Consider the following 228-nt stretch of genomic DNA (forward strand, 5'->3'; position numbering starts at 1 on the left):
TGGCGGACGCGGTGAGCGCAATCGTCGCGGATGCGCCGCCGCGCTTGGCGGTGGCCATCCACAACAACACCGGACGCAATCCGCCCTATTCCGTGGTCGCCCGTCGCGACGACGCCACCTTGGCGGCGGCGCGCGCCTTCGCCGAGCGCGCCCTCTTCGCCACGCAGCCGAGCGGCTTCCAAACCGGGCGCCTCGCCCGCAGTTGCACCGCCGTCACGGTGGAGGTTG

The 228-nt window shown here is 72.8% G+C and carries 1 protein-coding gene; it reads left to right on the plus strand.

Annotated features, from left to right (window positions below; genetic code table 11):
* The coding region (locus FVP33_RS19660; protein WP_222706799.1) for a M14 family metallopeptidase at positions 1-228 on the plus strand (228 nt) is incomplete at both ends.

Source organism: Lacisediminihabitans profunda, assembly GCF_008040105.1.
Classification (GTDB): Bacteria; Actinomycetota; Actinomycetes; order Actinomycetales; family Microbacteriaceae; genus Lacisediminihabitans; species Lacisediminihabitans profunda.